Source organism: Oceanicaulis alexandrii DSM 11625 (assembly GCF_000420265.1).
Taxonomy (GTDB): domain Bacteria; phylum Pseudomonadota; class Alphaproteobacteria; order Caulobacterales; family Maricaulaceae; genus Oceanicaulis; species Oceanicaulis alexandrii.
Genome location: NZ_ATUP01000001.1, coordinates 610,344 through 632,896 on the forward strand (window position 1 = coordinate 610,344; position 22,553 = coordinate 632,896).

The following is a 22,553-nucleotide window of genomic DNA, read 5'->3' on the forward strand; positions in this document are numbered from 1 at the left end:
CCTGCGACGGTTTGGCGCGGGAGGTTGGTCGATCCGCGCCCTGCGGTCAAGTTGGGCAATGCGGTGTTAACCAAACAATCCTGCGCCCTTGGGCGGTTCGGTGTCACGGTGGACGTGAGCGCCCAGGATCAGGCCCAGCCCGATCAGGACCGTCATCATCACCGTGCCGCCGTAAGAGATCATCGGCAGCGGCACGCCCACCACGGGCAACATGCCCATCACCATGCCCACATTGATGAAGACGTAGAGCGAGAAGGTCGTCGCCACTCCCATCACCACCAGGCGCAGGAATACCGAGCGACACGACGTGGCGATCATCACGCAATTGGCCAGGATCAACGCATAGAGACCGAGCACCACCAATCCGCCGACAAAGCCGAACTCCTCGCCCAGCATCGTGAAGATGAAATCGGTCTGTTTCTCAGGCAGGAAGTTCAGGTGCGCCTGAGTGCCTTCCATATAGCCCTTGCCGGTCATCCCCCCCGATCCCAGCGCGATCTTGGACTGCAGGATATGATAGCCCGCGCCCATGGGATCGTCTTCAGGATTGATGAAGGTCATGATCCGCCGGCGCTGATAATCCTGCAGCCCGTACTGGAAGAAGAACCCGCCGGCGACGCCGCCGAGAACGCCAGACCCGATGATCACCTTCCAGCTCAGCCCCGCCAGGAATACGATCGCCACCCCGGTCGCCGCCAGCAAGAGCGAAGTGCCAAGGTCGGGCTGCTTGACGATCAGCCCCATCGGCAAGGCGATCATCAGGGCCGGTATGATCAGCCCGCCCAGCGAGGAGACCTTTTCCTCGGGCAGGTCGTGATAATAACGCGCCAGCGCCAGAACCAGGGCGATCTTCATGATTTCAGAGGGCTGCATCCGGATCGGGCCGATATCAATCCAGCGCTGCGCGCCCATCGCCGTGGCGCCGATCAGCTCCACCCCGACAAGCAGCACCAGTGCGCCCAGATAGGCGGGGTAAGCGAGCCCCATCCAGAACCGCGGCGGGAACAGCGCGATGACCACCATGATCATCAGCCCGACCCCCAAACGCAAAGCATGGCGTGAGGCGTAGGGATTCCAGGCGCCGCCCTCGACCGAATACAGCATGCCGACCCCGATCAGGCCGACGAGCAGGATCAACAGGACGAAGGCCCAGTTGATCTCAAACAGCTTGCCCCGAAAGCCGCGCGGCGCGGACTGGGTGAAAACGCCCATGCTCTAGCCCTCCGTGGTCGGACGCGCCGCCGAAGCGAGCATGTCCGGACGGGTGTTGGAGGGGTCGCGGCGCACCAGATCGCGCAAAATGGCCTGCGCCGGCCCAGCGGCGCGGGTGCCGCCGCCGCCATGCTCGATCACGACAGTGACCACATAGCGCGGCGCGCTGACCGGCGCGTAAGAGACGAACAGGCCGTGATTGCGAAGACGCCAGGGCAAGTCATCCTGGTCGCGCACGCCCGCAGCGCGTTCCTCTGTGGAGATGGAATAGACCTGAGACGTGCCGGTCTTGCCCGCCATCTCAAGCCCGTCCAGATCCAGTCCCCGTGTGCCCAGCGGCCAATAGGCGGAGCCGCCCGGCTCGTTGACCACGCCTGACATGGCCTGGTTCACAAGCTCCAGGTGCTCCGCATTCCAGCCCATGGAGGCGAAATCGGGAGCGGCGCCGGTCGCACGCGTCAATGTCGGCGTCACCTGACGCCCTGTCGCGATGCGTGCGGTCATCACAGCCAATTGCAGGGGCGACGCCAGCAGGGCGCCCTGCCCGATGCCCACATTATAGGTATCGCCCGTCGTCCAGGGTTCATTGCGGCGGGCGCGCTTCCAGGCGGGGCTGGGCACCAGGCCTTCCGCCCGGCGCGGGAACGGCAGGCCGATATCAAAATACTGACCCAGACCGCAGCTCAGCATCATCTCGCGATAGCGTTCAATGCCCAGCCGGTTCGCCATCTCGTAAAAGTAGATATCGCAGGACTGCTTGACCGCCTCATGCATATTCATGCGGCCATGGCCCTGGCGCCGCCAGCAATGGAAATCGCGATTACCGAGCCGCGTGGAGCCGCCGCAGTAAATCGTCTCTTCAGGGTCTGTCACCCCATGCTCGAGTGCGGCGAGCGAGGACATCACCTTCACTGTGGAGGCTGGCGCATAGAGCCCCGTCGTCGCCTTGTTGAACAAGGGGCGATAAGGGTTGTTGTTGAGCGACGCGAACGCCTCTGTCCCGATGCCCAGAACAAAGGCGTTGGGGTCAAAGCTGGGGGTTGAGGCGAGCACCAGAACCTCGCCGGTGATCACATCCAGCCCCACCGCCGCCGCGCTCTGATCGCCCAGCGCTTCCATCGCCGTGCGTTGCGCGCGGGCGTCCAGCGTCAGGGTGACGTCCTGGCCGGGAACGGAGGGAATGGATTGTTCGGGGATCTCGCGCATCACCCGGCCGGTGGCGTTCACCTCGACCTTGAGCTGGCCCGCCGAACCGCGCAAACGGTCTTCGTGCTGCAGCTCTGCGCCGGTGCGGCCGATCCGGAACCCCGGATGCAGCAAAAGCGGATCGTCATTGGCCGCTTCAGGCGGCGCCGCCTGCACATAGCCGGTCACATGCGCAAAATCATAAGGGCGCGGGTAGGTGCGCACTTCGCCCACATCAGGGGTGATGCCGGGCAAGTCTGGCAGGTGCAGATTGATTCGCGCAAACGTCTCCCAATCGAGATCCTCGGCCACGGTGACCGGGGTGAAGCGCGAGGTGCGCGACACGGCGCGCAAGATACGTTCAATGCGCGTTTCGCTGATCGGCATATAGCGCGACAGGCGCTCCAGCGCCGCGCTTGGATCGCCCGCCTGGTCGCGCACGATCATCAACCGATAGCTTTCGCGATTTTCCGCAATCGCTTCGCCAAACCGGTCCAGAAGCCGCCCCCGCGCAGGCGGTTGCAGGCGGAAATTGAACTGGTTTTGCTCAGACAACAGCCGGTAGGCGTCCTGCTCCAGCACCTGCAAGCCGTACATGCGCGCGCTCAAGGCGGCGAAAGCCCCCGCCCCGAGCCCTGACAACAAAAGGGACCGGCGGGTGAACTGGGCTTGGGCTTCCTGCTTGTCGCGACGCATTCGCGCTCTTTCTCAGCCTGGGCTGCCTTAGGAGAAGGTGCTGCGTTCCTTTCGCCGGGCGAACAACCAGGCGAAGATCGGAAATAGAAGGATGGTCAGGATCGCTTCAGTAATCAACGGTCCAGGCGCCACCGGGGCGCCGATGGCGAACGAGCCCGCCCCCCAGGCTGCGCCGAACGCCACAATCGCCGTCAGGGTGAACCGCAAGGCCAAAGGCCCGATCTCACCGCCTGCGCCATCGGCCTCACGCAGGCGCATGACGCTGAACGCGACGAGAAACGCGAACGCCCAGACGCCCATGGGCGCGCCCGCCAGCAAATCCTGCATAACGCCGACCAGAAGTAGAACAGGCGGAGCGATAAACCAGGGCTGACGCACCGACCAGATAAACAGCGCAATCAGGGGAAAGGCCGGCGCAAGATCCGGCCCGCCGCCCAGACGGCTGGGCAAAGCGTGCAGGATCAGAGCCACCAGCATCGTAACGATGAACACCACCAGATCGGTGGTGGCGTTATTGCGTTCGACCGATGGGCGCATCAGTTCGCCTCCTCTGGCGTGGAGAGCTCAATGACCGGGTCCGCCTCAGGCTCCTGAACAGGCTCGAACGGCCAGATCCAGATCAGATCAATCGGCGCGGTCCGGCTGAACAACGCCACCCGCCAGCGCCCGTCACGATCGCGAACCGCCTGCCCCACCGGCACGCCGCGCGGCATGACATTGTCATCGCCGGAGGTGACGATGCGGTCGCCTTCGCGCAAATCGGGCTCGGCGCCCAGATATTCAAGACGCGGAAACTCGGTGTTATCGCCCACCAGCAAAGCGCGAGCGTTGGACCGGTCCGCCATCACCGCGACACGGGAGTTGATGTCCGTCAGAAGCAGAATCCGGGTGGAGCTGCGCCCTACTTCAACTGTCCGTCCGACAAGGCCGTAAACATTCACCGCCGGATAGCCCGGGCGCACCCCGTCTTCATGGCCAGCGTCGATCAGGCGCGAGCGCACGAAGGCGTTGGACCGGTCCGCCACGGTCCAGGCGCTGATCCGCGCCTCCGCAGCGTCCGCCTGCAGGTTCAGCGCTTCGCGATAGCGGGCGTTGCGTTCTTGCAAGGACAGGGCGGCGTCACGCCAGGCGCGCATCTCGGCGGCCTGCATGCGCAGATTGCGGTTTTCATCGGCCAGCTCGAACTGGCGTTTCCACCATGGGCCGATATTGGCGAGCCCGCGGAAGGGGCGAACGCTGAGATCAAGCACCGGCGTCGCCAGATCATTGAAGCCGGCCCGCAGGCCCGTCAGGGCTTGCGGTCGGCTTTCAGGCCGGTCGATGTAAATCAGGAAACAGCTGACCAGAATGCAGATGATGAACAAGAGAGGCGAAAACCGCACTCCCTCATCCTGTCTCCGTCTGGAACTCCGCCGTTGAGCCACGCTGGGTAGCCTCCCTCGCAGGCTCGCTTACACGCTTAAACCGCTTCCGCCAGGATCGGACGCCACAGGCGCAGATTCTCGACCGCTTTACCGCAGCCCAGAACCACGCAAGACAGCGGCTCGTCCGCCAGGCTGACCGGCAGGCCGGTGCGATCGCGCAGCTCGGTGTCGAGATTGCGCAGCAAGGCGCCGCCGCCGGTGAGCACGATGCCCTTGTCGACAATGTCCGCCGCCAGTTCAGGCGGGGTCGCCTCCAGCGCCTGCTTGACCGCTTCCACGATCTGCTCGACCGGCTCTGAGAGCGCATCGGCGATCATGGCTTCGGTCACGACGATCTCGCGCGGCACGCCGTTCATCAGATCGCGGCCCTTGATGTCCAGCGTCAGGCCTTCGCCTTTTTGCGGCGGGGTGGCCGAACCGATTTCCTTCTTGATCCGCTCACCCGAGGTTTCGCCGATCAGAAGGTTCGCCGAGCGGCGAATATAATTGATGATGGCTTCGTCCATCTTGTCGCCGCCCACACGGACCGAGCGCGAATAGACGATGCCCGACAGCGACATCACGGCCACTTCGGTGGTGCCGCCGCCAATGTCGACGATCATGGAGCCAGTCGGCTCGTCGATCGGCAGGCCAGCGCCGACCGCAGCCGCCATCGGCTCGTCGATCAGATAGACCTTGCGCGCACCGGCGCCGACGGCGCTTTCATGAATGGCGCGGCGTTCCACGGCGGTGGCGCCGGACGGCACGCAGATCACGACCTGCGGGCTGACGAAGGTCTGACGATTGTGCACCTTGCGAATGAAGTGCTTGATCATCTCTTCGGCCACGTCGAAATCGGCGATCACGCCGTCACGCATGGGTCGGATGGCTTCCACATTGCCCGGGGTCTTGCCCAGCATCAGCTTGGCTTCTGCGCCGACGGCCTGAACATGCTTGCGGCCCTTGTCCACCTTGTAGGCGACGACAGAAGGCTCATTCAGAACGACGCCGCGGCCCTTGACGTAGACCAATGTGTTCGCCGTCCCCAAATCGATGGCGATATCCGCGGAAAGGAGACCGAACACGCTGGAGAACATTCTCTGCCTCTTTATCTGTCAGGCGCAGCAGGCGAGTCGCCGCGCTGGGGCAAGTATCATGACTCCTTGTGCGATGCTGCGTCACCGATTGCAAGCCGCTCACCCGTCTCAGCCTCAGCGTCAGCTGAGTCTTCCACGGGATTTTTTAACTCTGTTTCAGGTCCGCGCAGCCAGCGCCGCGCCAACAGCATGAAAACGATCCAGAGGGCCGCAATCCCAACCAGGGCAAGGATTGCGAGCCATCCGCCACCGGATAAAAGCGCCATCAAGCCGCCGCCTGCAAACACCACCAGAGCGGTTTTCGGCAGCACGCCGATGGCCAATCCGCCGATAAAGGCAAAATAACTCATATGCGAAACACCCGCCGCCATATTGACCACGATGAAGGGCGCGCTCGGAACGATTCGCACGATCATGGAGGCGAAAAACCCGTTCCGCCCCACAAATTCGGAAATACGATTGACCGTCTGCCCGCCATAGCGGCGCACCGCGTCCGCGCCCGCCAGACGTCCGGCGTAAAAGGTCACGGTCGCCGAAACGAGCGTCGCGACCCACGAATACAAAAATCCCTGCACCGGGCCGAACGCGAATACGGCAGCCCCGATCAGCGCAAACTGGGGCGCGCCGACAAAGGCCAGCACCGTGAAAATGACGATGGTCGCCGGCAGGGCGTACCATTGGTCCGCCGCGCTCTCAAACCAGGTCCCGATCTGCCCCGGCTCGATGTTCAGCACGAACTTGCCGGTCAGGAAAATCGCCAGGACCAGAGCAAACAGCGCCAGCGAAATGTAGATCGCGCGAGCGGCGCGGGCGTCCATACGAGTGAAAAAGCGAACAAGCGGGTTCATGGCGATCATATCCGGCAAAGGGTCAACGCCGCGCCTCAAGGCTGTTTGGCCAGCGCGGAGCGGCGGTACGCATACGCTTTTTTACACCGCTGGCAATCGGTTGGCGCAATCAATTCGATTAAGCGCTTCAGTCACCAAAGTTCGAAGCCCGGCGGATCAATCGCCCGGTCTCTTCCAGCTCGTGCTCGGCCGCTTTGGCGCGCATGGCTTTCAGACCCGCCCGTCCCTGCTCGTAATCGGCCACCCAGCGCTTGGCGAAGCCGCCGGCGGTGACATCCTTCACGATGGCTTCAAACACGGGGCGCACCGCATCACGGATCGGGCCTTCCACTTCGTGCGCGCCAAATTCGGCGGTGTCTGAAATGGCTTCACACATGCCGGCGATGCCGCGGCTCTGGATCAGGTCGGCGATGTATTTGATCTCATGCACGGTGTCGATATAGGCCATGACCGGACTGATCCCCGCGGCGACCAGCTGTTCATACCCTTCGCGCGCCAGAGCGCACATGCCGCCCACCAGCACCGCCTGCTCGCCCAGAATATCGGCCAGAGCCTCCTCGCCAAAGGTCGTGGCGTAGACCCCGGCCCGGCCGCAGCCCAGCCCGCCCAGATACGCTTTCGCCCGCGCCTCGGCCTGACCGGTATAATCCTGATGCACCGCCCAGAACCCGATCAGGGAGCCGCCCTTTTCAAAGCTCGATCGCACCGCGCCGCCCGGCCCCTTGGCCGCGGCCAGCACGACGTCAATATCGGCAGGCGGCTCTATCACCTTGTACTCAATGGAAAACCCGTGGCAGAGCAACAAGGTCAGGCCGGGGCGATAATGCGGCGCGATATGCTCGCGCCAGATCTCGCCATGCGCCTCGTCCGCCGCCAGCAGCGACAGCATATCCGCGCGCCGCGCGGCCTCCGCCATCGACACCACTTCAAATCCGTCCGCCTCGGCCTTGGCGCGCGAAGGCGAGCCCTCTCGCAAGGCGATCAGGATGGAGCGCGCGCCCATGTCGCGCAGATTGAGCGCATGCGAACGCCCGTGATTGCCGTAGCCGATAATGGCGAGGGTCTCGCTCTCAAGAGCGCTGAGGTCGAGATCAGCCTGATACAACGGTTCAGCCATCATGCGGCTCCGAAAAAGGGTTTGAGAAGAATGTCGTCCAGCTCGGCGCGCGCGGTGACCGGATCCAGGGATTGGACGCGCTTCCAGTCATGGTGCTGGTTGGAAAACCAGGTGTACTGACGTTTGGCGTAGCGGCGCGTGTCGCGCTTGGCCAGATCAATGGCCTCATCGAGTTCCAGTCGCCCCTGAACATGGGCGATGAGCGGCGGCAGGCCCACCGCTTTCATCGCAGGCAGGTCCGGCGACAGGCGGCGCTCGGCGATGGCGCGGGCTTCTTCCAGCGCGCCATGGGCCACCATCTGGTCAAAGCGCGCCTCGATCCGGGCGTACAGCGCCTCGCGATCCGGGGCGATGACCACGCCGACGGCGCGCCTGGGATCAATCAGCGGGCGCGTCTCGGCCTGGATGTCCGACAGCGGGCGTCCCGCGACGCGCGCTACGGCGATCAGGCGCATCAGGCGCTGCCGGTCGCCCGCCTCGATCCGCGCTGCGCCCACCGGGTCAAGCGCCTCCGCTTCGGCGCGCAAAGCCTCCAGCCCGCCGCGCTCATAGAGCGCCGCAACCTCGTCGCTGATCGCTTGCGGCACCTCCGGCGTCGGCGCCAGACCCTCCACCAACGCCTTGAAGTATAGCCCTGTGCCACCGACAAACACGGCGCGCTTGCCGCGTCCGGTGATCTCACGCACGGCGTCGACAGCCCGCTTCGCCCACGCCCCGACCGAGCACCGCTCGCCTGGGTCCATCACGCCGAACAGATGATGGGGCACGCCCGCCATCTCCTGAGGTTCGGGGCGCGCGGTGATCACGCTCAGCCCGTCATAGACCTGCATGGAATCCGCATTGACGATCTCGCCATCCAGCGCCCGTGCGGCATGAAGCGACAGCGCGCTTTTTCCGGACGCGGTCGGACCGGCCAGCAGGAGAATGTCGGGCGTGACGGCCATCAAGGCGGTCTAGCTGCGCAAGGTTTCAAGCACGTACTGACCCTGCCGGTTCAGGCTGAACAGCACGGGCGCGCCGTCCTCGCCAGCCCGGGCGACCAGATCGCGAGCCTGATCCAGGCTCTCCACCGGGGTCCAGGCGATCTCTTCCACCACATCGCCGGGACGGACCTTGCCGGCGGCGTCGCTGTCAGGGTCCACCGCCGTGACCACAAGCCCGCTGGCGTCCGCGTTGATGCGATAGCGACGGCGCAGCGCGTCGGTGATGGGCTCGAGCGTCATGCCGAACAGATCGCCATTCAGGACATCGCCGCGGCCATCGCCGTCTTCATCAAGCTCGGCGCCGACGGGCGGGGTGGGCCGTCCCTCTTCCTCAAGGCGTTCAACCTCCAGCACCAGGGTCAGGGATTCGCCCCGGCGAAACACTTCCACCTCCACGCTGGAGCCCGGCTCTGTCTCGGCCACGATGCGCGGCAGCACCCGGTCGTCGGCCACAGGACGGCCGTTGAAGGCCAGGATCACATCGCCGGTTTGAAGCCCGCTGCCTGCGGCGGGGCCCTCGGGATCAATACGGGTCAGGACAGCGCCGCGCGGCGTGTTCAGCCCCATCGCCTCAGCCATGTCGCGGGTGACTTCCAGCACGTTGACGCCGATCCAGCCCCGACGAGTCTCGCCATACTCGATCAGCTGGTTGATCACCGGTTCGGCGATGGCGCTCGGCACGGAAAACGAAATGCCGACCGACGTGCCGGTGGGCGAGAAGATCGCGGTGTTCACGCCGATCACATCGCCGTCCATGTTGAACAAGGGCCCGCCGGAATTGCCCCGGTTGATCGCCACATCGGTCTGCAGGTAATCGTCATAGCGCCCCCCGATCTCGCGGCCACGCGCGCTGATCACGCCAGCGGTCAGCGAGCCGCCCAGGCCGAACGGGTTGCCGATCGCGACCACCCATTCGCCGACGCGCGCCGCTTCGCTGTCGCCAAAGGCGACCACGGGCAAGGGTGTCTCGGACTGCACGCGCAACACCGCGATGTCAGTGGCCGGATCGCTGCCGATAACCGTCGCAGAGAGAATGCGGCCGTTTTGCAGGACGACCTCCACTTCATCCGCGCCGTCGATCACGTGGTGATTGGTGATCACCACGCCGTCCTCGTCGATGATGAAGCCTGAGCCGAGCGAGCGCTGCATGCGCAGGCGATTGCCCGACAGATCATTATAGCGTTCCAGCGGCGTGCCTGGCGCAAACAGGGGCGAGCCGTCCTCATCGCCAACCCGCTGGGCGGTGGCGATATTGACTACGGCGGGGCTCAGCCGGTCGTTGAGATCGGCGAAGCCCTCATTGGGCTGGGCTGCGGCCTGGACGGCGCAAACCGCCGCAAGGGCCAGAGCAAAGATCACAGCGCCAAGCACGCGCATCGGCATTCCCCGTTGTCTGTTTGGTCTTTCAATCAGGCCAAGAGTCTTAACGGCGCCGCACCGGCGCCGCCAAGCGCTGACCTGTGTTTGAGCGCCAAAAAGTGAAACGGCCGGGCGTTTTGCGCCCGGCCGGTCCAGTTTCCGCTCTCAGAAATACCGGTTAACGGCCTCTCTGGGATCCGAAATAGTCAAAGAAGGCGCTGTCAGGCCCCATCACGATGGGGGTGCCTTCACGCAGCGCCGTCTCATAGGCGATCATGGAGCGATAGAAGCGGAAGAACTCCTCGTCCTGCCCGTAAGCCGCCGCATAGATGGCGTTCCGCTGGGCGTCGCCCTCACCGCGGATCCGATCCGCGTCGGCGCGGGCGTTGGCGAGAATAACCGTCGCTTCACGATCCGCAGCGGCGCGAATCTCACGCGAGCGCTCTTCACCTTCAGCGCGGATGCGGGAGGCTTCCTGCTGACGTTCAGACCGCATGCGCAAGAACACACGCTCTTCCACTTCATTGGGAAGATCGGCGCGCAGAATGCGCACGTCGATGACCTCAATGCCGAGATCAGCGCGGGTCACGGCGGCGTCCACCGAACGCTCCACCCGATCCATCAGCTCGGCGCGCTGGCCGGAGATGACGTCCTGAGAGGAGATCGAGCCGACCACGGCGCGCAACGCATCTTCCATGATCGAGCCAAGGCGGGCGTTCGCGCCGGCCTCATTGCGAACAGTCTGGAAGTAGCGCAGCGGATTGACGATCCGGTAGCGCAGGAAGGCGTCCACTTCGAGACGTTCCTGGTCGCCGGCCTGCAGTTGTTGCGGACGCATGTCGAACTCGACATTGCGGCGGTCAAACAGCAGGACCTCTTCCCAGGGCAGCTTGAAGTGCAGCCCGGCTTCGTCATCGCCGATATCGTTGATGACGCGAACCGGATCACCGAAACGCAGCACCAGGGCGGAGCGAGTCTCGGCGACCGTATAGGTGGCGGTGGCCACAGCGATCAGAAGACCGCCCAGAATGACCACGAGGGCGATTGTCAGAAATCTCATGATTTAACCTCCCTGCCCTGAGCCTGCGGCGCGATTGACGTCGCCCCGGTTCCGACCCAGCTGATCGAGCGGCAGATACGGAACCGCCCCGTTCGCAGCGCCGTCCTGATCGAGAATGATCAGGTCGGACCGGCCCAGAACCTGTTCCATGGTCTCAAGATACATCCGCTCACGCGTCACGGCCGGAGCCTGGGCGTATTCGGTGTAGATCGAGTTGAAGCGGTCCGCCTGACCCTGGGCCTCGGCGACCACCTGGTCACGATAGCCGCGCGATTCTTCCAGAAGCCGTACGGCGTCGCCGCGGGCTTCAGGAACAACGCGGTTGGCGTAGGCTGTGGCTTGCAGAGCAATGGCCTCGGCGTCCTGCTCGGCGCTGATCACGTCCTGGAAGGCTGCAATCACCTCTTCAGGCGGCGCGGATTCCTGCAATTGCAGACCCACGAGCTGAATGCCGGACTCATACAGGTCGAGCGTGTCCTGAATGATCTCTTCAGCGCGCTGAGCCACTTCGCCACGACCCGTACCGATGATCGGCTGCAGGTCGGAGGTGCCCACCACTTCACGCATGGCGCTTTCAGACACCGCGCGAACCATGGAGGCCTGGTCACGAACGTTGAAGACAAAGTCCCGAACCCGGGTCGGATCGACTTGCCACTGAACGGTGAAGGACAGGTCCACGATGTTTTCATCGCGGGTGACCATCAGCGCTTCTTGCGGCGTCGAACCGATCGTCACGGAGCGGATCTCGGTGACGTTGACGGTTTCAACCGTTTCGATCGGATAGGGCAGCTTGATGCGAAGACCGGCGCCGGTCGTGCGCACGTATTCGCCAAAGCGCTGCACCACGCCCGCTTCACCCGGACCGACCTGATAGACGGACGCTGCGGTGATGACGCCGATGGCGATCAGCCCCGCCACCACGCCGACCAGGCCGCCGCCTGAACCGCCTTTTCCAGAGCCGCCACGGCCACCGCCGCGCGGACCCTTGCCGCCGAGCCATTGCTGGAACCGGCGCACCAATTCCTCAAGGTCAGGCTCCTGACCCCCGCCGGACGGGCCACGGCCCGGCCCGTTGGGGCCGCGGCCCCAGGGGTTGTTGTTATTGTTATTCTGACCGCCGCCGCCGGAGCCCCATGGGCCGCCGCCGCCTGCATTGTCGTTCCAGGGCATGGATCTCCCCGCTGGTTAAGTGGTTTTTTGGGTTCTTAGGTATACCAGTATGTGGCCGGTCACACGCTCCGGTTCAAGTAAAACCGGTATCAGGGTGCTGCGCTAAACCGTCCGCTTGCGATCGAGCACCCTCAGGGTGAACCCGGCATCGTCTGTGTCGGACGCCTCGACGCGTTCAGCGCTGATTTCACGCCAGTCCGCCTGATCAAGCTTTGGAAAATGCGCGTCGCCCTCAGGCTCCAGATCCACCTCAGTGAGATAGATACGGTCCACGCGCGGCAGCAGGTCGGCGTAAAGCTGCGCCCCGCCGATCAGGCAGACCTCATCGGTTCCCGCATCCACAGCCGCGGCGCGCGCTTCATCGAGGCACGCGTCGACATCGGCGAACACATAGGCGCCCGCCGCAGCCGTCATCGACCGGCTGATCACGAAATTCGCCCGCCCCGGCAAAGGCTTGCGCGGCAAGCTATCCCAGGTCTTGCGCCCCATCACCACCGGCTTGCCCAAGGTCACCTGCTTGAACCGTTTGAGATCAGAGGGGATGCGCCAGGGCAGATCGCCCGCGCGCCCGATGACGCCGTTTCTGGCGACCGCGACAACAATGGCGAGCTTGATGTGGGTCATATGTCTTTCCGAAAGGAGGCGACCTCTAAAAGACGAAGAAGTCTGTCGATAAATGCACAGATGGCGAATGCATCTTCCCGACTGAACTCGTCCGAAATTTGGTGATGGGTGCCATTCCTAAGAGCTAGAAACACACCCCGCACCAAATCCGCATATCCCTTCTGCTCGTCCCCATCGGTAGAGAAGACTATGGGCGAAGATGTCGCATCAGATTTGATAAACTGGTTGGCGAGCCGCGTACCCGTCAAATCTGACCCTCCAACCTTTTTTCGAATTCTATCTTCTAAAACTAAAGTTGCCTGATTGATTACACGGTCAAACTTTGAGTTTGAAGCCAGTAAGTCCGCACACCGATCGCGAAGCTGTGGGTCTTTGATTGAGTTGTAGAGGCTCCCCAGCTCAACTACCTGCTCCTTTACACCATAACCATACTCTAAAATGGCGATAGCTTGCTCAACCGCCAGCATAGTCTGAGCCTTAGAAATATAGTCATAGTTACTAGCTGCGGCAACTTCAGGTATATCAAGCAAATCTTTTAGCTCATCAACGCCCATGTCTAGCAACGCTTTGAGCACTGCCAGCACGGAAACTCCCATCACACCTTCAATATTTATTTCGTCCTGAGAATCTATCGCAGACCGCAAACCAAGTAAGCGTCCGTAATGTACTCTAAGTGCTCGGCTATCCATGCCTACACCGCCACCGGCGCGGAAATGCGCGCATGGGGATCATAGCCCTCGATCGTGATGTCTTCGTACTCGAACGCGAACAGATCGGTCACGTCCGGGTTGAGCGTCAGCGACGGCAAGGCGCGCGGGGTGCGCGACAGCTGTTCGCGCACCTGGTCGAAATGGTTGGAATAAATGTGCGCGTCGCCAAAGGTGTGCACGTACTCGCCCGGCTCATAGCCGGTGGCTTGCGCGACCATGGCGAGCAACAGCGCATAGCTGGCGATGTTGAACGGCACCCCGAGGAACATGTCCGCGCTGCGCTGATAGAGCTGCAGGTGCAAGCGTCCGCCCAGCACCTTGAACTGGAACAGCGTATGACAGGGCGGCAGCGCCATGGACGGCACGTCGGCGGGGTTCCAGGCGCTGATCACATGACGGCGGCTGTCAGGGCTTTGCTTGATCTGGTCGATCAGGGCGGCCAGCTGGTCGATCTCCTCGCCGTTCGGCCCTTCCCAGCGGCGCCATTGCTTGCCGTAGACGGGGCCGAGCTCGCCGTTCTCGTCCGCCCATTCATCCCAGATGCTGACGCCGCGCTCTTGCAGCCATTTGACGTTGGTGATGCCCTTGATGAACCACAACAGCTCCACCGCGATGGATTTGAAATGGACCTTCTTGGTGGTCAGCAGCGGGAAGCCGTCGGCGAGGTCACAGCGGATCTGGCGGCCGAACACGCCACGCGTGCCGGTGCCGGTGCGGTCGGTCTGGTCTTCACCCGTCTCCATGATCTCGTGCAGCAAGTCGAGATAAGCGCGCTCGATGGGGGAGCCGATCATCGGCGTCGGAGTTTCGGCGAGCGCCATGGCGGCCTCCTGAGATCAAATATCGTGAGTGAGTTTAACCTCGCTGACGATTCGGAAAAGGCCAGCGGCGCATCCATCATCCGGTCTTGCGCGGATAAACCGCATCTGTTTCGCACCGTCAGACACTTGCATATGACCCGCTCAGGGCCGATCTCAACGCCATGACCCAGACCGCTGCGCCCTCTACACTCACCCTGTCTCTCTCCGGCCTGACCTGTGCGGGCTGTGTGCGCAAGGTCGAGACCGCGCTGTCCAAGAGCGACGGCGTCGAGCGCGCCAACATCAATTTTGCGACCTCCCGGGCGCAGGTCACAGGTGCGGATCTGGATGAAGCCAGGCTGATCGCAGCGGTGCAGAGCGTCGGCTTTGAGGCGGAGCGCTATGAGCCCGCGCCGGATCGCGCCGCCCGCGAGGAAGCAGACAAGGCGCGCGAGCGCGCAGATCTCAAACGCCAGCTGATCCTCGCAGCCGTTCTGACCCTGCCGGTCTTCGTGCTGGAAATGGGCGGGCATATGATCCCGGCCTTCCATCATTTCATCATGAACACGCTGGGCCAGACGCTGAGCTGGTCAATCCAGTTCGTGCTGACGACGCTGGTGCTGGCCTTCCCCGGTCGCCGCTTCTTCACGCTGGGCGGCCAGGCCCTGTTCCGGCTGGCGCCGGAAATGAATGCGCTGGTGGCTTTGGGCGCTGGCGCGGCCTGGGCCTATTCCACTTTGGTTCTTGTGGCGCCCGAGCTGTTCCCGGTTGAGGCGCGCCACATTTATTTCGAAGCCGCCGCGATGATCACCACCTTGATCCTGGCGGGCCGGTATATGGAAGCGCGCGCCAGGGGCCGCACCAGCGCCGCCATCCGCAAGCTGATCGGCCTGCGTCCGCAAACCGCGCGGGTGGAGCGTGACGGCGAGATCGTCGAGCTTACGCTGGACGCGATCATCCCCGGCGATCAGGTTCATGTGCGCCCCGGCGAGCGCCTGCCCGTAGATGGGACAGTGGCGGACGGCCAGTCCTATGTGGATGAATCTATGCTGACGGGCGAGCCGGTTCCGGTGCTCAAATCAGAAGGTGACGCTGTCGTCGGCGGTTCGATGAACACCAATGGCGCGCTGACCATCCGCACCGAACGGACAGGCGCGGATACGGTGCTGAGCCAGATCATCGCCATGGTCGAACACGCCCAGGGCGCCAAACTGCCGATCCAGTCCTTGGTCGACCGGGTGACAGGGGTTTTCGTGCCCGCCGTGATCGCCATCGCTCTGATCACCTTTTTCGTCTGGCTGATACTGGCCCCGGATGCGGGGGTGAGTGAGGCGCTGGTGAAAGCCGTCGCCGTGCTGATCATCGCCTGCCCGTGCGCCATGGGGCTGGCGACGCCCACCTCGATCATGGTGGGCGCGGGCCGCGGCGCCGAACTGGGCGTGCTGTTCCGCCAGGGCGAAGCGTTGCAATCGCTCGCAGGCATCCGCGTCGCCGCCTTTGACAAGACCGGCACCCTGACCGAGGGCCGCCCGGCGCTGACCGCGATCCATACAAGCGGCGATCTGGGCGAAGACGACGCGCTCGCGCTCGCCGCCGCACTGGAACACAAGAGCGAGCACCCGATCGCCCGCGCCGTCCTCAAAGCCGCAGATGAGCGTGCGATCTCCCTGCCTGCGCTGAACGACTGGCGCGCCGAAGCCGGGTTCGGCGTGACAGCTGTTCTGGACGATCAAAGCGTCGCGCTGGGCTCCAAACGCTATATGACGCGGCTCGGCGTGGATCTCGATCCGCTGGCGCCCGCCATCAAGGCGCTCGATGAGTCCGGCGTCACAGTGATCATCCTCGCGCGGGACACCCAGGTTCAAGCCGTCTTCGGCGTCTCCGACCCGATCCGCTCCGGCGCTTTTGAAGCTCTTGAGGCCTTACGCCGTCAGGGCGTCAAAATCGCCATGATCACCGGTGATGGCGAGGCGCCGGCGCATGCGGTTGGACAGGCGCTCGGGATTGAAGATATCCGCGCCGAAACGCCGCCAGATGAGAAATACCAGGCCGTCGCATCCCTGCGCAAAGCCTACGGCCCGATCGCCTTTATCGGCGACGGCATTAATGACGCCGCCGCCCTCGCCGAGGCCGATGTGGGCGTCGCCATGGGATCAGGCTCTGACATCGCCGTGGAAAGCGCGGACGTCGTCCTGATGCGCGACGATCCCGCCAGAGTGGCCGCAGCCCTGGGGCTGAGCCGGGCGACCCTGAACAATATCAAGCAGAATCTGGTCTGGGCGTTTGGCTATAACGCACTGCTGATCCCGGTGGCGGCGGGCGTGTTCACGCCCGTCTTCGGCTGGTCGCTGTCGCCGATCTTCGCCGCCGCCGCCATGGCGGCCTCCAGCGTATGCGTGCTCACCAATGCCTTGAGGCTGCGCGGCTTCAAGGCCTGAGCCTAGGGTTTCCACGGATCTGACCGGAATTTCACTTGCCGCGACCTGGGCGGCATGGTTCATTGTCGGTCCGAACAAATGGGGAACGCACTATGATTGGTTATGTGACTGTCGGAACGAATGATCTTGAGAAAGCAGCGGCGTTTTACGACCGCATCGCGGAGCTGCTCGACACGCCGCGCATGATGGAGGATCCGGGCAATTTCATCGCCTGGGGCAAACCTGACGGCGGCGCCGGGATCGGGCTGACCAAGCCGTTCAACGGCGAACCGGCCAGTGTCGGCAATGGCGTCATGGTCGCGCTGGCGGCTCGTGACGAAGCCCATGTGGATGAGATCTACAAGACTGCGCTGGAACTGGGCGGAACCTGCGAAGGTGAGCCGGGCTGGCGCGGCGACAGCTTTTACGCCGCCTATTTTCGCGATCTGGACGGCAACAAGCTCAACGCCTTCATCATGAAAATGGGCTGACATTCCCGCGTTTGCGCCATCCCGTAATGGCGCTCCAGACACCCGACCTGGCGCTGGCCCCTATCAGGAAAGCCAGCGCCAGGAACAGGGCGACCGGAACGGTCCAACCTCCCAGCACGTCTTTTGACACGTCCTGACCATTCACGGTGCCGACGAGCCATGAACCGTCTGCAAGCTGGAAAAGGCCGACAGAGGCCGGATCGCTCAAACGTGCGAAGGCCGCCGCCAGCATCAAAAGCCCTATGACAATCGATACGCCGCGCGCCAGGCTGCCAGCCAGTCTGGCGATCTTCTGGCGTGCGCCATTCTGCGACGATACCAGTGAAGCGCCGCTCCACTCCGCGGCAATTTCCTCAGGGGCGCCGAGACGCGCCAGGGCTTCATCCACCTGCCGCACGCTAGCGCTCGCATCGTCGTGGAGCGCCTCAATCAGATGGGTCTCCAACAGGTCCCGCGCGGTCTTTCGCGCTGCCGACTCTCCCGCATAGGCCGCCTCAAAGCGGTCAAACCACGCTTGTGCATGCTCTCGCGCCGTTTTGTCGGCAAGATCGTGAATGCGAGCCAGTTTCATGAAAAACCCTCCTTGATCGCGCCAGCCAGCAGCTCGAAGCGCGCCCTGAAGCGCTGCAGCGCCTCGCGTCCGCTCTCCGTAATGCGATAAACCTTGCGCGCGGGTCCCGGGCGCGTGGTGTCCCATTCCGTACCGACCCAACCCTCCTCTTCAAATCCGGAGAGCAAGGGGTAGAGCGTGCCTTCAGGAACAGACGCGCCAAACAGCGCGTGCAGGGTTTGCGCAAGCGCGTAGCCATGCTGGGGCGCGTTCGCCAGCGCAGACAAGGCCGCCACACCCAGCAAACCCTTGCGCATTTGTCGGTCCAGCTTCGCTTCAGCGTCTGTCATCGCACCCCGCAATTCCCGTTTCCGTCCATGACCGGATACCACTTAAATCGAAAACTTGAATACCTTTGTTTTCGAGGTATTGTTGTAACGATAATAACTCAGGAGACTGGTATGAGCTCGTTTTCACACACCACCCTCGCCTTCCTGATCGGGCTGAGTGCGCTTCTGGGCGCATGTTCGGCGCAGGCCGACCCCGGAGACTCAAACCCTCCCAGCGCTGACGATATGTTTGACGCCTATCTCGAAGAGGATCGCGCTCTGGCGTCCAATCTCAGAGCCATAACACCGGACGCCACGCTGGAGATCCTGCGACAACGCACGGAACGCGATCAGCGTGTTCGCATGCTGATGCTGGACTTGCTCGAGACCCCTGGCGCAGGCCCGAATGAGGCCACGCTGACCTGGCTGCGTCTGATACGACACATGAACGGCATAGATCGGGACAATGCGACCTGGTTGAAGGCCCGCCTTGTGGATATCGACTGGTTCACCCGTTCAGACTATGGCGAACAAGCCGACAATGACGCCTTCCTGATCGTACAGCACGCCACACACGATCCGGAGTTCATGCGGGATGTTCATGCCCGTTTCGCACGACTGACCGTGACTGGAGAGGTTGCGCCCGACAATTACGCCTTGCTGACCGACCGTCTGGCCGTGATGGATGGAGCGCCGCAGCCTTATGGTTCGCAGTTTGAGTGCGCCGATGGCGAGCAACGCTTGCAAACGCCCTTGGCGGACCCGGAACCTGTCGTGGACCAGCGTCGCGCCGAGGTCGGACTGCCTCCCTTGGCGCATTACATCGAGCTGCTGCCAGATTGCAGCACTCTTCCCGGCGGCGGATAAGCAGGGGCGCCTTCAATGCGCCCGCCCCTTTAACGGGGCGCGTGCGTCGCCTATATTATGTTTGTTCGCTCCGGCGGACTATGGCGATAAACGCGCGTGTAATAACTAGACCGGACCCGGGTGCGAATCCCGGCGGCTCCACCAAATCTTCCTCCGCACGTTGGGCGGCGAGCATGGGGCCGAATAGGATCGACGGATGGCTAAAGACGTGGCTTTCGCCCGAATGGGCTTCGTTACCAGCCCATATATAGTAGTTGCCAACGACAACTATGCTGAAGAGGTCGCTCTCGCTGCATAGCAGCGCGGGTATCTCGCACTTAAGTCCTAATCTCTAGCAAGGTTAGGCGGGGTTCGGAGGCGCCTGGCAACAGAAGCCTCCACTTTCCCTCATCAGCTCCAGCGCCCCGCATCTACGACTAAAGGAGGGGGCTGCATGTCGCGACCGAGCGCGCGACTGAAGGTTTTATTAATATTCACGCGCCGATGCTGTGATCCCAGATTCGTTCTGCACTGGAACCGGCATGTCTACACGGCCTGATCCCGCCGCCGCTTCCGAACACCAAGCCGCTTCAGATCAACCGGACCCCACCGGATCTGAAGCGCTCTCCGCGTTTGGCGTATCCATGGCCGATGTATCGGGGGTCATTGACGAGACGTCCCGCACCATCCTGAGCCTGAAAGAGGCGTTCGCCGCACTCGATCAAGACGCCCGCGCGACGCTTGACCAGAGCCGGTCCATCCTGGCCGTCACCCAACAGACGCAAGCGCATTCGCAAAGCGCCGCGACCGCCATGACCGATGCAGATACGGCGCTGGGGCAAACAGGTCAGGACATCGCCACCCTGGTCAAAACCGTCGGCGCAATGCAGGGCCAGGTCGGCGTGCTGCTGGATGCGCTCAATCGTGTGGGCGACATGTCCAACACGATCGAACGCATCGCCAGCCAGACCAATTTGCTGGCGCTGAACGCCACCATCGAGGCCGCCCGTGCGGGCGAAGCCGGTCGCGGCTTCGCCATTGTGGCCGGCGAGGTGAAAGCGCTGGCCAGTGAAACCGCAAACGCCACACTGACCATTCAGGGTCTGCTCACCGAAATCCGGGGCGAAGGCGATACGCTCGTCAATCTGGGCGAAACCGCCGCCAAGGCCGGGGATGAAGTCAGCCAGTCCACCGGACATCTCAGCACGCTGGTCCAAGGCATGTCCGACGCGATCAGCGGCATGTCCCGCTCCAGTGTTGAGGCGGCGCGCGACGCAGGCGAAATCCAGCAACGCACAGAACACCTGACCGAACAGGTTCAGACACTCAGCAGCGTCGTCAGCACGTCCTCCGACCAGCTTGACCAGTCTGCGGCCCAGATCAGCCAGACCGTGGATGACGCCGACGCCATGGTCGTACAGGCCGCGCTTGATGGCGCACAGACACGCGATGGCGTCTTCATCGGCATGGTTCAATCGGCCAGAGATGAAATCATGGCGGCGTTCGAGAACGCCTTGGCGACCGGAGACATTCAGCTGGAAGACCTGTTTGACGAGGTCTACACGCCGATTGAAGGCACCAATCCGCAGCAAGTCATGACCCGTTTCACGGCTCTGACTGACCGCCTGCTACCGCCCATACAGGAACGTGTCGCCAGCCAGCATCCTGACATCGTGTTTTGCGCGGCTGTGGACCGGAACGGCTATCTGCCCACCCATAATCAGAAGTTCTCCCAGCCCCAGAGCCGGGATCCGGACTGGAACGCCGCCAATTGCCGCAACCGCCGGATCTTCAATGATCGAGTCGGCCTACGCGCCGGCCAGAACACCAAAACCGTTCTGCTGCAGACCTATCGCAGAGATATGGGCGCCGGTCGTTTTGTCATGATGAAGGATCTCAGCGCGCCCATTTACATCGCGGGGCGGCACTGGGGCGGGCTGCGGCTGGCGTACCGGATTGCTTCAGACAGCTAGGCGGACCGGGCGGGCAAGGCCGCGCATTGCGCCGCCAACGCATCAGATATCGCCTGTATCAACACGTCCTGGCGCAAGGGCTTGGCCAGAGTGTCGGTGAAGCCGGCCTCGATATAGCCTTCCACCTGATGGGCCATGATATTGGCGGTCATGGCGATCACCGGCGGCATGGAGCGGCCATCGTCACGGCGCGCCGATTTCAGGTCGCCAAACACTTGCACGCCATCCCGTCCCGGCATGCGGATATCCAGCAAAACCAGATCAAAATCATCCTGCTGGCATTGCTTCAGCGCGGCCTCTCCACTGTCAGCCAGAACCACTTCAACATCACAGGCGCGCAGCAATCCCGCTGCAACGGCCTGATTGGTCTCGCAATCGTCGACCACCAGCACTTTCAACCCCTCAGGAATGACGCCGCAGCATTCGCACTCTGTATTGCCGAGATCCTGGTCGTCTTCTGACTTCACCGACCGGAACGGCAAATACACGGTGAACAGCGTGCCGACATCGGGCTCGCTTTCGACATCAATGCGCCCTTTCATGATTTCCAGCAGACGCTTGACGATCGACAGGCCCAGACCGGTGCCGCCATATTCGCGCGACGTCGATGCATCCGCCTGGGTGAACGGCATGAAGACGCGATCGAGCTGCGCCGCCGTCATTCCGCAGCCGGTGTCACGCACCCTCAGGATCAGTTCTTCGGCGGCCTTGTCCTCAGTGAAAATCAGGCGCACGCCCCCTTTGCGGGTGAACTTGATGGCGTTCGAAACAAGATTATGGACAATTTGGCTCAGACGCGTCGGGTCTCCGACCCGCAGGCTCTGAGCGCTGACGCCATTTTCATAGCGCAGGGAGAAGCTGAGACCGGACTCTTCAGCCTGGGGCGCGTACAGCGACTCAATCTGCTCAGCGACTTCACCCAGGGTGAATTCCACGGTTTCAACATCCATCTGACCCGCATCGATCTTGGCCAGATCGAGTATGTCATTGAGCGTTGAGAGCAAATGATCGCCTGACGTGCGGATCACCTCCACCGCCTTTCGCTGACGATCATCCAGCTTTGATAGCGCCAGAACCGCTGTCATGCCGAGAACGCCATTGAGCGGCGTCCGAATTTCATGGCTCATATTGGCCAGGAAATGGGATTTCGCCTGGTTCGCTTGCTCCGCCTTGACCTTCTCAGCCTCAAGCGCAGCCACAGCTGTCATCATGCTGGCGCGGAAAAAGCCCGCTGACAGAAAGACGAACACCTGGGACAGAACCAGACCGGCATAAAGCGTATCCAGCGACAGTCCGGCGTCTCCGCCCAACCGGGTCATGAAATAGGTGGCTGTGTAAACGCCGATGCTGAACAGGGCGATCATCAGACCGTCCATCACGCCCAGCACCAGGCAGACCGTTAACACCGCCGGCACCAGGCCCAGATTGCTGACATTTATCAACTCGCCATTCAGTAGCGACAGCAAGCCCAGAAACGCCACGAACGTCACGCCGACAACGCGCATCCGCATTTGATAGTGCGGCCGGCCGTTAATCAGGTACGGCCCTGCGAGAATGAGGAAGGACACAGCAAAACCGGTCAGTATTTCAAAAGCGAAGTCTGGAAGAAAATGCAGATTGATGACGTTGACCGCCAAGCAGCTGAGCCCGCCGAGCACGCTGAAGACGGACAGAACACGCGCA

General features: G+C 62.8%; 21 protein-coding genes and 1 other RNA gene. 5 read left to right on the forward strand and 17 right to left on the reverse strand.

Annotated elements, in window-relative coordinates; all coding sequences use genetic code 11:
• Window positions 1–66 precede the first annotated feature (66 nt).
• The 14 genes from rodA to G405_RS0103130 form a co-directional block, all read right to left on the reverse strand.
• A complete protein-coding gene (gene rodA / locus G405_RS0103065; RefSeq protein WP_022700032.1) occupies window positions 67–1,212 on the reverse strand; it encodes a rod shape-determining protein RodA in 1,146 nt (381 codons plus the stop codon).
• 3 nt (window positions 1,213–1,215) lie between these two features.
• Window positions 1,216–3,093: a penicillin-binding protein 2 gene (mrdA, locus tag G405_RS0103070; protein WP_022700033.1), complete on the reverse strand. Its 1,878-nt coding sequence runs from the start codon at window positions 3,091–3,093 to the stop codon at window positions 1,216–1,218.
• Between the two features lie 27 nt (window positions 3,094–3,120).
• On the reverse strand, window positions 3,121–3,630 hold the full coding sequence (locus G405_RS0103075; protein WP_022700034.1) for a rod shape-determining protein MreD: 510 nt from the start codon (window positions 3,628–3,630) through the stop codon (window positions 3,121–3,123).
• Window positions 3,630–4,475: a rod shape-determining protein MreC gene (gene mreC / locus G405_RS0103080; RefSeq protein WP_022700035.1), complete on the reverse strand. Its 846-nt coding sequence runs from the start codon at window positions 4,473–4,475 to the stop codon at window positions 3,630–3,632. Before mreC ends, G405_RS0103075 begins: the two co-directional genes overlap by 1 nt.
• Window positions 4,476–4,552: 77 nt before the next feature.
• The gene (locus tag G405_RS0103085) at window positions 4,553–5,593 is read right to left on the reverse strand and encodes a rod shape-determining protein (protein ID WP_009801441.1); all 1,041 of its coding nucleotides are present in this window, start codon (window positions 5,591–5,593) and stop codon (window positions 4,553–4,555) included.
• Between the two features lie 56 nt (window positions 5,594–5,649).
• Window positions 5,650–6,441 (reverse strand): TVP38/TMEM64 family protein, encoded by a 792-nt coding sequence (locus G405_RS0103090; RefSeq protein WP_051143364.1) that lies wholly within the window; start codon window positions 6,439–6,441, stop codon window positions 5,650–5,652.
• A 127-nt stretch (window positions 6,442–6,568) separates the two neighbouring features.
• Window positions 6,569–7,558 (reverse strand): ketol-acid reductoisomerase, encoded by a 990-nt coding sequence (ilvC, locus tag G405_RS0103095; RefSeq protein WP_028284491.1) that lies wholly within the window; start codon window positions 7,556–7,558, stop codon window positions 6,569–6,571.
• Window positions 7,558–8,502, reverse strand: coding sequence for a tRNA (adenosine(37)-N6)-dimethylallyltransferase MiaA (gene miaA / locus G405_RS0103100; protein ID WP_022700038.1), 945 nt, complete (start codon window positions 8,500–8,502; stop codon window positions 7,558–7,560). The genes ilvC and miaA overlap by 1 nt, the downstream gene beginning before the upstream one ends.
• A gap of 9 nt (window positions 8,503–8,511) precedes the next feature.
• Complete coding sequence (locus G405_RS0103105) at window positions 8,512–9,918, reverse strand: Do family serine endopeptidase (RefSeq protein WP_233345979.1); 1,407 nt, start codon at window positions 9,916–9,918, stop codon at window positions 8,512–8,514.
• 160 nt (window positions 9,919–10,078) lie between these two features.
• A complete protein-coding gene (gene hflC / locus G405_RS0103110) occupies window positions 10,079–10,960 on the reverse strand; it encodes a protease modulator HflC (RefSeq protein WP_022700040.1) in 882 nt (293 codons plus the stop codon).
• 3 nt (window positions 10,961–10,963) lie between these two features.
• Window positions 10,964–12,130: an FtsH protease activity modulator HflK gene (gene hflK / locus G405_RS0103115; protein WP_022700041.1), complete on the reverse strand. Its 1,167-nt coding sequence runs from the start codon at window positions 12,128–12,130 to the stop codon at window positions 10,964–10,966.
• Between the two features lie 102 nt (window positions 12,131–12,232).
• The gene (locus tag G405_RS0103120) at window positions 12,233–12,754 is read right to left on the reverse strand and encodes a dihydrofolate reductase (protein WP_022700042.1); all 522 of its coding nucleotides are present in this window, start codon (window positions 12,752–12,754) and stop codon (window positions 12,233–12,235) included.
• Window positions 12,751–13,443, reverse strand: a complete 693-nt coding sequence (locus G405_RS0103125; RefSeq protein ID WP_084683392.1) for a TIGR02391 family protein — start codon at window positions 13,441–13,443, stop codon at window positions 12,751–12,753. Before G405_RS0103125 ends, G405_RS0103120 begins: the two co-directional genes overlap by 4 nt.
• Before the next feature lie 2 nt (window positions 13,444–13,445).
• Entirely contained in the window at window positions 13,446–14,258 is an 813-nt protein-coding gene (locus G405_RS0103130; protein ID WP_040705162.1) for a thymidylate synthase, read from the reverse strand.
• Window positions 14,259–14,446: 188 nt separating this feature from the next.
• Between G405_RS0103130 and G405_RS0103135 the strand changes: the two genes are divergently transcribed.
• Both G405_RS0103135 and G405_RS0103140 read left to right on the forward strand, forming a co-directional pair.
• Window positions 14,447–16,702, forward strand: a complete 2,256-nt coding sequence (locus tag G405_RS0103135) for a heavy metal translocating P-type ATPase (protein ID WP_022700045.1) — start codon at window positions 14,447–14,449, stop codon at window positions 16,700–16,702.
• A gap of 92 nt (window positions 16,703–16,794) precedes the next feature.
• Entirely contained in the window at window positions 16,795–17,172 is a 378-nt protein-coding gene (locus G405_RS0103140; RefSeq protein WP_022700046.1) for a VOC family protein, read from the forward strand.
• Here the strand turns inward: G405_RS0103140 and G405_RS0103145 are convergent.
• Together G405_RS0103145 and G405_RS14825 are read right to left on the reverse strand one after the other, a co-directional pair.
• Complete coding sequence (locus G405_RS0103145; RefSeq protein WP_022700047.1) at window positions 17,156–17,743, reverse strand: DUF1700 domain-containing protein; 588 nt, start codon at window positions 17,741–17,743, stop codon at window positions 17,156–17,158. The genes G405_RS0103140 and G405_RS0103145 overlap by 17 nt on opposite strands.
• Window positions 17,740–18,072 carry a PadR family transcriptional regulator gene (locus G405_RS14825; RefSeq protein ID WP_022700048.1) on the reverse strand — a complete coding sequence of 111 codons (333 nt, stop codon included), beginning with the start codon at window positions 18,070–18,072 and terminating at the stop codon, window positions 17,740–17,742. The genes G405_RS0103145 and G405_RS14825 overlap by 4 nt, the downstream gene beginning before the upstream one ends.
• A 111-nt stretch (window positions 18,073–18,183) precedes the next feature.
• Here G405_RS14825 and G405_RS16325 point away from each other — a divergent pair, with 111 nt between their 5' ends.
• The 3 genes from G405_RS16325 (at window position 18,184) to G405_RS14835 (ending at window position 20,870) form a co-directional block, all read left to right on the forward strand.
• Complete coding sequence (locus G405_RS16325) at window positions 18,184–18,918, forward strand: DUF6624 domain-containing protein (RefSeq protein WP_022700049.1); 735 nt, start codon at window positions 18,184–18,186, stop codon at window positions 18,916–18,918.
• Window positions 18,919–18,942: 24 nt separating this feature from the next.
• Window positions 18,943–19,300: a transfer-messenger RNA gene (ssrA, locus tag G405_RS16740) on the forward strand.
• Window positions 19,301–19,439: 139 nt separating this feature from the next.
• Complete coding sequence (locus G405_RS14835) at window positions 19,440–20,870, forward strand: methyl-accepting chemotaxis protein (protein WP_022700050.1); 1,431 nt, start codon at window positions 19,440–19,442, stop codon at window positions 20,868–20,870.
• Here the strand turns inward: G405_RS14835 and G405_RS14840 are convergent.
• The gene (locus G405_RS14840) at window positions 20,867–22,375 is read right to left on the reverse strand and encodes an ATP-binding protein (RefSeq protein ID WP_169447487.1); all 1,509 of its coding nucleotides are present in this window, start codon (window positions 22,373–22,375) and stop codon (window positions 20,867–20,869) included. The genes G405_RS14835 and G405_RS14840 overlap by 4 nt on opposite strands.
• Window positions 22,376–22,553: the final 178 nt, after the last annotated feature.

Coding starts and splice junctions, on each gene's coding strand:
- rodA (WP_022700032.1), bottom strand. CDS start 1,212: ATGGGCGTTTTCACCCAGTCCGCGCCGCGCGGCTTTCGGGGCAAGCTG.
- mrdA (WP_022700033.1), bottom strand. CDS start 3,093: ATGCGTCGCGACAAGCAGGAAGCCCAAGCCCAGTTCACCCGCCGGTCC.
- G405_RS0103075 (WP_022700034.1), bottom strand. CDS start 3,630: ATGCGCCCATCGGTCGAACGCAATAACGCCACCACCGATCTGGTGGTG.
- G405_RS0103085 (WP_009801441.1), bottom strand. CDS start 5,593: ATGTTCTCCAGCGTGTTCGGTCTCCTTTCCGCGGATATCGCCATCGAT.
- G405_RS0103090 (WP_051143364.1), bottom strand. CDS start 6,441: ATGAACCCGCTTGTTCGCTTTTTCACTCGTATGGACGCCCGCGCCGCT.
- ilvC (WP_028284491.1), bottom strand. CDS start 7,558: ATGGCTGAACCGTTGTATCAGGCTGATCTCGACCTCAGCGCTCTTGAG.
- miaA (WP_022700038.1), bottom strand. CDS start 8,502: ATGGCCGTCACGCCCGACATTCTCCTGCTGGCCGGTCCGACCGCGTCC.
- G405_RS0103105 (WP_233345979.1), bottom strand. CDS start 9,918: ATGCGCGTGCTTGGCGCTGTGATCTTTGCTCTGGCCCTTGCGGCGGTT.
- hflC (WP_022700040.1), bottom strand. CDS start 10,960: ATGAGATTTCTGACAATCGCCCTCGTGGTCATTCTGGGCGGTCTTCTG.
- hflK (WP_022700041.1), bottom strand. CDS start 12,130: ATGCCCTGGAACGACAATGCAGGCGGCGGCGGCCCATGGGGCTCCGGC.
- G405_RS0103120 (WP_022700042.1), bottom strand. CDS start 12,754: ATGACCCACATCAAGCTCGCCATTGTTGTCGCGGTCGCCAGAAACGGC.
- G405_RS0103125 (WP_084683392.1), bottom strand. CDS start 13,443: ATGGATAGCCGAGCACTTAGAGTACATTACGGACGCTTACTTGGTTTG.
- G405_RS0103130 (WP_040705162.1), bottom strand. CDS start 14,258: ATGATCGGCTCCCCCATCGAGCGCGCTTATCTCGACTTGCTGCACGAG.
- G405_RS0103135 (WP_022700045.1), top strand. CDS start 14,447: ATGACCCAGACCGCTGCGCCCTCTACACTCACCCTGTCTCTCTCCGGC.
- G405_RS0103140 (WP_022700046.1), top strand. CDS start 16,795: ATGATTGGTTATGTGACTGTCGGAACGAATGATCTTGAGAAAGCAGCG.
- G405_RS0103145 (WP_022700047.1), bottom strand. CDS start 17,743: ATGAAACTGGCTCGCATTCACGATCTTGCCGACAAAACGGCGCGAGAG.
- G405_RS14825 (WP_022700048.1), bottom strand. CDS start 18,072: ATGACAGACGCTGAAGCGAAGCTGGACCGACAAATGCGCAAGGGTTTG.
- G405_RS16325 (WP_022700049.1), top strand. CDS start 18,184: ATGAGCTCGTTTTCACACACCACCCTCGCCTTCCTGATCGGGCTGAGT.
- G405_RS14835 (WP_022700050.1), top strand. CDS start 19,440: ATGTCTACACGGCCTGATCCCGCCGCCGCTTCCGAACACCAAGCCGCT.
- G405_RS14840 (WP_169447487.1), bottom strand. CDS start 22,375: ATGCGCGTTGTCGGCGTGACGTTCGTGGCGTTTCTGGGCTTGCTGTCG.